At 41.6% G+C, this 11807-nt stretch carries 10 protein-coding genes and 2 pseudogenes; 7 read left to right on the top strand and 5 right to left on the bottom strand.

The annotated features are described in order from the left end of the window. Positions 1-88: 88 nt before the first annotated feature. The 3 genes from C427_RS00220 to C427_RS28025 form a co-directional block, all read right to left on the bottom strand. A complete protein-coding gene (locus C427_RS00220) occupies positions 89-1009 on the bottom strand; it encodes a glutaminase (RefSeq protein ID WP_007634272.1) in 921 nt (306 codons plus the stop codon). Positions 1010-1022: 13 nt separating this feature from the next. Next, complete coding sequence (gene ilvA / locus C427_RS00215; protein ID WP_007634270.1) at positions 1023-2576, bottom strand: threonine ammonia-lyase, biosynthetic; 1554 nt, start codon at positions 2574-2576, stop codon at positions 1023-1025. 111 nt (positions 2577-2687) lie between these two features. Continuing rightward, complete coding sequence (locus C427_RS28025; RefSeq protein ID WP_007634268.1) at positions 2688-2822, bottom strand: hypothetical protein; 135 nt, start codon at positions 2820-2822, stop codon at positions 2688-2690. Positions 2823-3063: 241 nt separating this feature from the next. Here C427_RS28025 and C427_RS00210 point away from each other — a divergent pair, with 241 nt between their 5' ends. After that, complete coding sequence (locus tag C427_RS00210; protein ID WP_007634262.1) at positions 3064-3693, top strand: trimeric intracellular cation channel family protein; 630 nt, start codon at positions 3064-3066, stop codon at positions 3691-3693. Positions 3694-3756: 63 nt separating this feature from the next. Beyond that, entirely contained in the window at positions 3757-5271 is a 1515-nt protein-coding gene (locus C427_RS00205) for a YifB family Mg chelatase-like AAA ATPase (protein ID WP_007634261.1), read from the top strand. 399 nt (positions 5272-5670) lie between these two features. On the opposite strand, the gene ilvY is transcribed toward C427_RS00205, so the two are convergent. Then, positions 5671-6525, bottom strand: a complete 855-nt coding sequence (ilvY, locus tag C427_RS00200) for an HTH-type transcriptional activator IlvY (RefSeq protein WP_007634260.1) — start codon at positions 6523-6525, stop codon at positions 5671-5673. A 145-nt stretch (positions 6526-6670) separates the two neighbouring features. Between ilvY and ilvC the strand changes: the two genes are divergently transcribed. The 3 genes and pseudogenes from ilvC to C427_RS00180 all read left to right on the top strand — a co-directional run bounded on the left by ilvC (position 6671) and on the right by C427_RS00180 (position 10204). Further along, positions 6671-8155: a ketol-acid reductoisomerase gene (gene ilvC / locus C427_RS00195; protein WP_007634259.1), complete on the top strand. Its 1485-nt coding sequence runs from the start codon at positions 6671-6673 to the stop codon at positions 8153-8155. A gap of 397 nt (positions 8156-8552) precedes the next feature. Continuing rightward, the gene (locus C427_RS00190) at positions 8553-8879 is read left to right on the top strand and encodes a hypothetical protein (RefSeq protein WP_007634258.1); all 327 of its coding nucleotides are present in this window, start codon (positions 8553-8555) and stop codon (positions 8877-8879) included. 176 nt (positions 8880-9055) lie between these two features. Continuing rightward, positions 9056-10204: pseudogene (locus tag C427_RS00180) on the top strand (IS3 family transposase). A 171-nt stretch (positions 10205-10375) separates the two neighbouring features. On the opposite strand, the gene C427_RS00175 reads toward C427_RS00180, so the two are convergent. Then, complete coding sequence (locus tag C427_RS00175; protein WP_007642316.1) at positions 10376-10834, bottom strand: EVE domain-containing protein; 459 nt, start codon at positions 10832-10834, stop codon at positions 10376-10378. Positions 10835-11164: 330 nt separating this feature from the next. Here C427_RS00175 and C427_RS00170 point away from each other — a divergent pair, with 330 nt between their 5' ends. Together C427_RS00170 and C427_RS28635 are read left to right on the top strand one after the other, a co-directional pair. Further along, entirely contained in the window at positions 11165-11479 is a 315-nt protein-coding gene (locus C427_RS00170; RefSeq protein WP_034900167.1) for a helix-turn-helix domain-containing protein, read from the top strand. A gap of 9 nt (positions 11480-11488) precedes the next feature. Further along, positions 11489-11554: pseudogene (locus C427_RS28635) on the top strand (hypothetical protein); the annotation flags it as partial. Between the last annotated feature and the right edge of the window lie 253 nt (positions 11555-11807).

The raw sequence follows: 11807 nt of genomic DNA, 5'->3' as shown, positions 1-11807 counted from the left end.
TAAAAACCTTTTAAAAGATAGGAACTACTAGGCTGAAATATCCCGTAACCAGACTATCCCACCTGGCGGATATTACAATTGAACTATGCTATTTTCCAAACACCGACCAGCCGGTTTTTTGAGTGAGTAATTCCAACGCTTCGGTTCCAAGTTTACTGTTGCCAATAGTATCTAATCCTGGGGACCATACAGCAATAGAAGCATTGCCAGGAGCAATAGCGAGTATACCTCCGCCTACGCCACTTTTACCCGGCAACCCAACTCTATAGGCAAATTCCCCTGAACCATCATAATGGCCGCACATCAACATCAGAGAATTAATACGTCTCGCTCTTTTAGACGACACAACTCGGTAGCCCGTTGCTGGGTTCACACCACTATTGGCTAAAAATAGGCCTGCAGTGGCTAACTGAACGGTGTTCATTGCAATAGAACAATGATGAAAGTAGGTTCCCAAAACCGCATCCACAGGATTTTGAAAATGACCAAACGATGCCATGAAATGCGCCAAAGATGCATTTCGCTCGCCAGTCAGCTCCTCTGAATGAGCCACTTTTTCGTTTATGGCGATGCTTTCGTCATCTGCTAAAAAACGCATAAACTGCAGGATCTCAGCCAAGGTTTCTTTTGGCTGATGGCCTTGAATAATGGCATCAGCTATTGCAATTGCCCCAGCGTTAACAAAAGGATTCCGGGGTTTTCCTTGCTCGTGCTCAAGCTGAACAATAGAATTAAACGGGTCACCTGAGGGTTCTCGGCCCACTCTATTCCAAACTCGCTCACCTAGTTTCCCCAAAGCTAAAGTCAAGGTAAAGACTTTTGAAATACTCTGGATGGAGAATAAGGTTTGCGCACAACCAGCATTGAATAACGAGCCATCGGCTAAAGCGACACTGATCGAAAACTGGTCGGGGTTCACACATGCTAATTGCGGAATATAACTAGCAACAGTGCCTTTTTCAATTTTTGAAGCCATCTGCGCCGCAATATCATCTACAATTTTTTGCATATTTAGCAAGCGCCTATTTCTCAAATACACCATTCACATCAGACAAGAAAAACTTGTACGCAGGGTTGTCTGTTTGTTCTTGGTATATATAACCCAGTTTAGCTAGGTGTTGATCAAATTCCCCACGCTCAGTATCTTGTATATCAAAGCCGGCCAATACCAAACCTTCGGCCGCACCGTGATTGCGATAATGAAACAAAGTGATATTCCATCTTTCGCCCAAGGTATCCAAAAACTTCATAAGAGCACCAGGGTACTCCGGGAATTCAAAGGAAAATAGCTTTTCATTGAGTAGGCTTGGAGGCCTGCCCCCAACCATATAACGTACATGTAACTTAGCCATTTCGTTTTCGGATAAATCAAAACTATTATAACCATTGCTGCCAAGCGATTCAGTCAGCTGAGCTAGCTCTTGACGACCTTCTCTTAACTTGATGCCAACAAAAATATGGGCTTCACGGTCTGTGGAATAACGGTAATTAAATTCGGTAATAGCGCGTCCGCCTAAAAGCTCACAAAATGCTCTAAATGCACCTTTACGTTCAGGAATTTTAACCGCTATTACCGCTTCTTTTTGTTCGCCTAATTCGCAACGTTCAGAGACATATCGCAACGTATGAAAGTTGATATTGGCACCGCATAAAATGCCACCAAACTTTTTGCCTTGCATCGGATTGGTTCTAAGATACTTACGGATACCTGCGATCGACAAGGCACCTGCCGGTTCGGCAATCACCCGGGTATCATCAAATATATCTTTGATTGCTGCACAGATTTCATCGGTGTTAACCGTAATCACTTCATCCACATATTGTTGACATAAACGAAAAGGTTCTTCGCCAATAATTTTTACTGCGACACCATCGGCAAAAATGCCCACATGTTCAAGGGGTACAGGTTTTCCTGCTAGCATAGCCGCTTGTAAACACGCAGACTCGTCAGACTCCACGGCGATAATCTTCAAATCAGGCTTAAGCTGTTTCAGAAATACCGAAATACCCGATATTAAACCACCGCCACCAACGGCGATAAATAAGGTATCTAAATCCGGGTTTTGTTCGAGTAATTCACGGGCTATGGTGCCTTGACCAACGATAACGTCTTCATCATCGAAAGGTGCCACCATAGTGTACCCAAACTCTTTGGACAGCCGTAATGCTTCTTCTTTTGCTTGTTCAAAACTGGTGCCATGCAATACCACGTCCACAAACTCACCACCAAAATTGCGCACCGCTTCGACTTTAATATCGGGTGCAGTAGCGGGCATAACAATCGTCGCCTTAACGCCTTTCTTTTTGGCCGAATAAGCCACGCCTTGAGCGTGGTTACCTGCAGAGGAAGCCACCAAACCTTTTGCCAATTGCGCATCAGAAAGCTGGCATATTTTGTTATAGGCCCCACGTAATTTAAAAGACTTAACAGGCTGTTGATCTTCCCGCTTTAGCCAAATGTCGTTACCTAAAGAAGCAGAAAGCTTATCCAGCTTTTGTAGATCAGAATTCACCGCCACGTCATAAACGGGCGATAACAATATTCTTTTTAGATATTCATTTGCAGAACGGGTCATTTAATCTTCCAATTTTGATGCATCACGCACCATACCTTTGTCAGCGCGTGTGGCTAACAGTGCATAAGCTTTAAGAGCAAGTGAGATTTTAAACACAAGAGATAACAGTTTTCATAGTCTATCACTCGCATCCATTTTCTCACTGCGTATTTGTAATACTTGGCCACAGATAAACTTACCCGTTAAGGCAAAATGCCAACCAAAAAAGCCCTCGGACTTTCGTGCAAAGGCTTTCAGTGTTGACATTTACCTACACTATTCCTGCAATAAAATAATCACTCATCCCTTAATTAGGGATGTTGTCATTGCATTGCGCAAAAAAATAGGGCATCACATAACAAATTTTATTTATCATCACTATTCATAGAAATAGCATGAAGCTGATATTTTGATCAAGCATTGATATATGCCTTTTTAGAGGGTGATATACTCAACACAATTAAATTTTATCATTCTTGAATGAACAAACTTGTACTTTAGGCAAAATATGGAAACTTGGTTACATTGGGTAGATTTAGCGGGTGTCGCGGTGTTTGCTGTCGCAGGCACACTGATGGCTTATAAGAAACACATGGACGGTTTTGGTGTGGTGGTACTCGCCTCAGTTACTGCCATTGGCGGTGGCACACTTCGGGATATGATTTTGGATCTGCCGGTTTTCTGGGTGCAAGACCCAAGCTTTTTCTATGTGATTTTCATCGCAGCTTTTTCTACTATCATATGGCTACGTAGCAAAGACACGTTTCCACTGCGCTACTTGTTTTTCGCAGATGCTTTTGGTTTAGCATTTTTTAATGTTATGGGCTTACAGAAAGCCATGACTTACGGCGCTTCTCCTCTTGTCGCCATCGCACTAGGCACTATGACGGGTGTATTCGGAGGATTAATCCGAGACGTGATTTGCCGAGAAATTCCCATGGTTTTAAAAGGCGAACTTTATGCTACCGCCTGTATTATAGGTGGAGCAAGTTACATCTTAAGTTTTCAACTAGGTTTAAGCACTCTAAGTTGCATGATAATAGGATTTTTCATCACACTGACGTGTCGTCTATGCGCGATGAAATGGCATTGGCATCTTCCTGTCTTTAACCCCCATGATTCGGTTAAAGATGATTAACTCGCAATTTTATGATGATTAGCTAGCCTTAAGACTCACCTTGTTCGCAAATGGAGTTGCTTGATGTCTTTAGCCGTTGTTTATTCAAGAGCCAGTGTAGGCATTGACGCCCCCCTTATTACTGTTGAAGTACACCTGTCCAATGGCTTGCCCTGTTTTAATTTAGTCGGATTACCAGAAGCCTCGGTACGAGAGGCAAAAGACAGGGTGCGCAGTGCTTTAATCAATTCTGGCTTTGAATTTCCGGCGAGACGTATCACGGTCAACTTAGCTCCAGCAGATTTACCCAAAGAAGGCGGGCGGTTTGATTTAGCTATTGCCATAGGCATTATCGCCGCAAGTAACCAACTAACTGGAAATCAGCTAGACAACGTTGAACTGGTGGGTGAATTGGCTTTATCTGGGGAGATACGCTCAATAACGGGTGCATTACCTTTTACTTATGCCTGCTCACAAGCTAAACGAATAGCTATTTTACCCATCGAAAATGCGGCAGAGGCATCGTTGATAAAACACGCCAACATTGTTCCGGCCAAACAATTATTAGATGTGTTTCATCATATCGCAGGGCAACGCCCCCTTGATTTATATCAAGCAGATTCTATAGAAGAACAACTGGTATATGACACTGATCTCCAAGACGTAGTGGGCCAGGCAGCAGGCAAACGTGCGTTAGAAATTGCCGCAGCTGGTGGTCATAATTTGCTGTTTAGCGGCCCACCCGGCACCGGTAAAACTATGTTAGCAAGTCGATTGATCACTATTCTCCCCCCTATGACAGATGAAGAAGCATTAGCATCAGCGGCTATTCATTCTATAGTGGGTAAACCCGTTGACCCTGCCACTTGGAAACAACGCGCTTTTCGACATCCACATCACACCAGTTCAGCGGTTGCTTTGGTTGGGGGTGGCAGCATACCTAGGCCTGGTGAGATTTCATTGGCACACAATGGGGTATTGTTCTTAGATGAACTCCCAGAGTTTGATCGCAAAGTGTTAGATGTATTACGTGAACCCCTTGAGTCAGGCTCGGTGAGTATCTCCAGAGCCGCTAGACAGGCGCAATTTCCGGCTAGATTCCAATTAGTCGCGGCTATGAATCCTAGCCCTACGGGCAGTTTAAACGACGGGCGCAGCAGCAACGAACAGATTATGCGTTATCTTAACCGCATATCTGGCCCATTTTTAGACCGTATTGATTTACAGGTTGATGTACCTAAGCTTCCTAGCAATGACTTTTCTGAACAGGTGAAGAGTCGCGGTGAAAGTAGCCAGGTTGTTCGCACAAGAGTCATTCAAGCCCATCAATTACAGCTTAGTCGCTGCGGAAAAACCAATGCGCAACTCGGCACTAAAGAAGTTGATAAATATTGCAAACTAGAAAAACCAGAGCAGCTATTTTTACAGCAGGCAGTAGAAAAACTTGGATTGTCTTTACGTACTTACCACAGAGTTCTCAAAGTCGCGCGCACCATTGCTGACTTAGCACACTGTTCAGATATTAATAGGCAACATCTAGCTGAAGCGCTTAACTATCGTGCCTTTGACAGAATGTTGGCACAGTTAACTAATAATTAGTTAACCTAATAACCTCGTGTAATGCTTCGTCATCTTCACTGTGACAGAGAGCCAACAAGGTATCTCACACTATTTTAAACTGCATATTTAAACTGCATAAGTTAATAATTTAAGAGAGTAAGTTTGCACGGACAGACAAACACATCAACCTTAGAGATACTTTATGGACCTAGATACAATTTTAATCGGAGAACTTTTGTTTACGAACTTAATTATAATGTTGTTTTTTCGGTTAAATTTTCGATTGGAAAAGTAACTAATATCTACTTGATTGCAGGTTACTCTGTACTTTTCAGCTTATATTTTTTCCATTAAGTTAGTATCACTGCTACTTACACTCAAAAAGAAAGCCTCAGACTGTTGGGCATAACGACAACACAAACTAGTATCCAGTCAGTATCAACAGTTAAACAAAGCACGAAGGGCCGGTTCATCAGCCCTTTTTCGTAAACAACACAAGCCTAATTGATAGGGTTCGATATCATCCAGCTTAATACGATTAACTTTTTGACCTATAGTAGAATAATCAAGTACAACCTCGGGAACTATGCCCAAACCACAGCCTAACGCCACCATGCTCACTATGGCTTCATTGCCAGCGACTGTGGCATAGATACGCGGCCTTATGCCTTGCTCAGCAAACCAATGATGCACTATACGTTTCGATGGGCCCGATTCGGGTAAAATAAAAGAGTGCTTACGCCAGTCCACTTGTTCTAAGCGATTTAATAAGGTGTCTTTGGCAGCAATCAGTAGCAGCGGTATTTCTCCAAGCGACAAGAATTCTAGCTCTGCAGGAAAGTCAGGGGTGTGAATAGCAATAGCCGCATCCACTTCTTGTTGCATGACTTTACTGACCGATAAAGCGTGATCGCCAGTACTTAGTTTAATTTCTACTTGTGGATATTTGTGCCTAAAATTATCTAATAGTCTTGGCAAATGACTTTGACTGGCTGTGACTGAACAAAATAGACTCAATTCTCCTTGTAACTGCTGTTGCTCTTGTTGTAGCTCCCACTTTACTTTTTTCCATTCTGTCAAAATCTGTTGCGAAAACCCCAAAAGTTTTGATCCCGCGGCAGTCAGTTTGACCTTACGATTATCCCGCACAAATAAGGTACTACCGCATTCCTCTTCGAGCCTTTGAATAGATCGGCTTAAAGTAGAAGGGCTAACAAACATCGATTCTGCCGTTTTAGCAAAATGTAGACTGCTGGCTAAATGTTGAAACAACTCTAAGGTTCGAATATCCATCTAAATGGCCTAATGCTAGCTACGTTGCAATTTATGCAACATTGTATTGCAAATATATCATTTTAAACAACACTGATTTACCTCTATTATCTGCCCATCGCAAGAGAATCATTAGCTTGCTCCAAAAATGAAGAGGATTTTACACATGGCAAATTATTTCAATACATTATCTTTACGTCAGCAGTTGGACCAAATTGGTCGTTGTCGTTTTATGCAACGTGCAGAGTTTTCTACTGGTTGTGATTTTCTTAAAGGCAAAAAAATTGTCATCGTTGGCTGTGGTGCACAAGGTTTAAACCAAGGTTTGAACATGCGTGACTCAGGTTTAAATATATCCTATGCATTGCGCCAAGCAGCTATTGACGAAAAGCGTGACTCTTTCCAACGTGCAGATGGTAATGGCTTTACAGTGGGAACTTACAAAGAGCTTATCCCCACAGCTGATTTGGTATACAACCTCACACCTGATAAGCAACACTCAAGTGTAGTCGAAGCGGTTATGCCTCTAATGCAGAAAGGCGCTACTCTTGGCTATTCACACGGTTTCAACATTGTTGAAGAAGGTCAGCAAATTCGCTCTGATATTACTGTTGTGATGTGTGCACCTAAATGTCCAGGTACTGAAGTACGTGAGGAATACAAGCGCGGTTTCGGCGTACCCACTCTTATTGCAGTACACCCAGAGAATGACCCTGAGGGCCAAGGTTGGGATATTGCTAAAGCATTAGCATCAGCGACAGGTGGCGACCGCGCCGGTGTATTAGAATCGTCTTTTGTTGCAGAAGTGAAATCTGACCTAATGGGCGAGCAAACCATTTTATGTGGTATGCAGCAAGTAGCCGCAGTACTAGGCTATGAAAAAATGATCGCTAATGGCATCGATGCAGGCTACGCAGGCAAATTAATTCAGGACGGTTTAGAAACCATCACCGAAGCGTTAAAAATTGGTGGTGTCACCAATATGATGGATAGATTGTCGAATCCAGCCAAAGTGAAAGCCTTTGAATTGTCTGAGCAGTTAACTGAATTATTACGCCCTCTTTTTGGCAAACATCAAGACGACATCATCAGCGGAGAATTTTCGCGCAATATGATGGAAGATTGGGCAAATGGTGATGCAAACTTGTTTAAATGGCGTGAAGAGACAGGCCAAAGTGGTTTTGAAAACGCACCTGTATTTGAAGGTGTAATTGATGAACAAGAATATTTTGACCACGCTATATTTTTAGTTGCAATGATTAAATCAGGTGTTGAATTAGCTTTTGATGTGATGGTTGAAGCCGGTATTTTACCAGAGTCGGCATACTACGAGTCATTACATGAAACCCCGCTAATCTCAAACACTATCGCTCGTAAACGTTTGTATGAAATGAACGTGGTTATTTCTGATACAGCTGAATACGGTAACTACTTATTTGCTAACGCAGCTATCCCTTTATTAGCAGAGAAGCTGATGCCTAGCATTGGTACTGACCTAATTGGTAAAGCCTACACAACTGCTTCTAACAGTGTTGATAACAAGAAACTGGTAGATATAAATAAGACCATTAGAGAGCATGGCGTAGAAACAATAGGCGCTAAACTTCGCGGTTATATGACCGATATGAAAGCTATAGTCGAAACAGTATAATTACCTTTTTGAAAACAATATATTGAAACGATTTCTGTCGTAAGGTGCTTGATAAAAGCCCTCTTGCCCAGCCGATTTGGCTGGGCTTTTTTGCATTTAATATAACGTGTTTTTTGCCTGTGTATGCGATCGAAGACAGCCCAACAGCTTGAATTCATTAGTCCTCACAGGGATCCAGCTAGAAAAACAACAAAAATCAAACTCTTATCATGGCGTTTCTGCTACAACCCTACTTTGTGTTGCCAAATACATACATTTCAATTTAAGAAAACTTAGGCATTCATTGATTTCAGAGGCATTGCAGGCTTGGCCTATGACTTGCTAAAAGCACTTGAATAATAAACTCCGCATCAACAACACTATCATTCAATCCAATAGACGCTCAACAGGATTAAGCATGAACAAATCAATAACACGTATTACCAAAATGGATGATTGGTATTTTGAAGTTAAGATGGTTAGAGCAATCAAATCAAAAAATTATGGCGACCCCTACTCAGCCATCGCACAACTGACCGCCAGTGGCGAGCAGATGCACATAGACTCACATTTATCGGTAAATGACGAAGAGCTAAGCAAAGATGACTTTATGACAATTTACAAATTTTGTCAGTCAATGGGGATGAAGAGCATTAGTTATGACAGAATTAAAAATGGTTTTAGATCATCTAAAAAAGTAGATATTTGTGAAAACCAGCAGCCAAATATACGTTTAGTAAAGTAATTTGCTGTCAGCGGGATCTAAAAAAGCGCTATGTATAACTAAACTTGGTAAAAGATATTGACGTGGTTGAATAGGTCCGACTTCCTAGGTTAAGACATAATACCCTTAACTGGAGATAGGTAATGACAGCACGTAAGAAATATTCAAAAGAATTTAAATTGGATGCCATCGCATAGGTGGTAGAGCAAAAATACAGTCGTGTAGAGGCGGCTAGGAATTTAGGCCTCAGTCCTCAGATACTCGGTCGTTGGCTCAAAGAGGCCGAAGATGATAATGGTCATGCTTTTCGAGGTAATGGCACCCTGACACCCGAACAAGCCGAAATCCGCAGCTTGAAGGGGCAAGTCAAGCGTCTCGAAATGGAGCGTGAGATATAAAAAAAAGCGACGGTCTTCTTTGCCAAAAAAAAGAAGTGAAGTATTCGTTTATTACCCGATATAAGAAGACCTGGCCTGTGCGCTTAATGTGCAGACTACTCGGTGTACAAAGTAACAATTATTACCGTTACCAGAAGCGTCAAACGGATAAACCTGATGGTTTAACGCATCAAGAGATGCTGGAAGGGGTAAAAGATATCGCCAGGTTCAGCGATAATACCTATGGCGAGACGCATTCAAAAAGTATTGAATACGCTGAGCTTTCCAGTGAGTCGCAGGAAAACAGCTCAATTGATGAAAGAAGCAGGCGTGTGGGTGCGGTATAAAAAGAAATATAAAGCCACCACCAACAGTGACCATAAAAAGCCCATTTATGACAATGAGCTAAAGCAAGATTTTCAGCACAAAAGCCTGACCAAGCTTATGTGCATTATGTGCATTATGTGCATTATGTGCATTATGTGCATTATGTGCAGGATATCACCCACGTTTGGATATCAGAAGGCTGGTTGTATTTAGCGGTGGTGATTGATTTATATTCACGCAAAGTCGTGGGTTGGAGTATGAGTTCAAGAATGAAGGCCAGCTTAGTGTGTGACGCATTAACCATGGCAATATGGCAACGACAACCCAAAGCAAGATTGATTGTGCATTCAGACCAAGGCGTGCAGTACGCCAGCAAAGCTTATCGCCGCCTTATCAAGGCTTGTCGGCAGCATGAGTAAAAAAGGGTGTTGTTGGGACAATGCTGTGGCAGAAAGCTTCTTCGGGAGTCTAAAGCAAGAACGGGTGCATTGGCGTAATTACTCTACACGATTTAGCGCCCAACAAGACATCTTGAATTACATGACCATGTGGTACAACAGCCATAGACTGCATTCGTACTTGGATTACCAATGTCCTAATAACTTTGAACAACAAAACAATGAATTACAAAAAGTAGCTTAACTGAGGTAGTCGTATTAGGTTGACCAGGTCAGCCTTCGGAAATCAGTTTACCTTGATGTAAAAACTCCGTGGAGAGTTTTATAGCCGCATGTTGTAACTTAGTGAACAGAAATAGTATAAATCTAACCACTTTGGACACTGAAAAACAACTCATGTCGAAGAATATAACCATTAACATTTGCCAAGTAACCACGCAAATTCATTCTGATTGACTGGCAAAATTGTCAACCTATGTCCTTTTTTTACTAAGCCTATCTCGGAGATTTCTGGCATAGTTTTTATCTCTTTAAGGAGTAATGTTTTTACAAATTTTCGTTTGAAATGAATATCAACCATCATCCACTTAGGCTTATCTTTAGTTGATTTTGGGTCATAATACTTACTTTCAGGATCAAACTGAGTATGGTCAACATACCCTTCTTTAACCACTTCGGCTAAACCGACTATGCCTACATATTTACAGCTGGAATGATATATAAAAACTTGATCACCTAACTTCACTACATCTCTTAAATAATTACGAGCTTGGTAATTACGAATGCCATCCCAGTGCTCAATTCCGTCAGGGATATTAGCTAAATCATCAATACTGAATGCATCAGGCTCTGTTTTAAATAACCAATATTGCATGAGCCACCCTATTGTAGTTTGATTCATAATAAATCGTGTCAGTCAGATATTAAGTCACTTACTTTAATCTGGGTACAGAAATAATAACAAGTAATATAAAAGATCCACAACGAAATCGAAAATTTACTTTAAGTATCCGGGGATTCTTATGAGCCGTATCGTCTATTAACACTATTACCGTGTATGCATTCCTTGCAACTTTTCACAGGATTTCTAAACAATTTAACCCAAAGTCAGGTTAAGTAATATAAAATTTCACTCTACACTTAATTACACCGATCACCTTAAATTTGATATCTAAGTGTTTCGTACAATCACCAAATAATATTTATGGAATTTTTAAAAGGCATCGATTTCCCATTGCTAATCGCTAATAAGCAGAATGGCCGCTTACGTATTAGACTTGTGGCAACATCCCATATTAATAATCTGCTCAACCGAACACGAACCGCTAAATATTTACACGTTGGTCGCCGGATGGTGAAGGAGTGGGTAAAGCGCTTCGACGAGAAAGGCATTGACGGTTTAATAGAAAAACCCCGTTTTAGTCGTCGACGTGTATTATCTACAGATCAGTTGGAGAACTTAAAGAGACTGCTCAAGCATGATGTGGTCAGTCTCAAGGCAACCCATTCGACCGCCTAAGTAGAGCAAGAGTTTGGGGTGAACTACAATCTGACTAAGATATACCGTTTGCTCCACCGTTTAAACTTTTCGTAGAGCGCGAGTTGTTCAAAACAGTCTCAAGACACCCAAGAAGATTTATAAAAGAATTCAAAACTGAAACGATCTATACGATCCCAAGTCATATCGCCTTAAATAAGGTGGATGTATGGTTTTAGGATGAAGCAAAGTTTGGCCAACAAAACACCACGACTCGCTTATGGGCGCAAACAGGTCGAAGCCCATGATGTGATCAGTAGTAATAATTTGAGTATTCATACTTGTTTGGAGCTGTTTGCCCTGCGACAGG

Source organism: Paraglaciecola psychrophila 170 (genome assembly GCF_000347635.1).
Classification (GTDB): domain Bacteria; phylum Pseudomonadota; class Gammaproteobacteria; order Enterobacterales; family Alteromonadaceae; genus Paraglaciecola; species Paraglaciecola psychrophila.
This window is presented reverse-complemented; position numbering and strand designations above follow the sequence as displayed.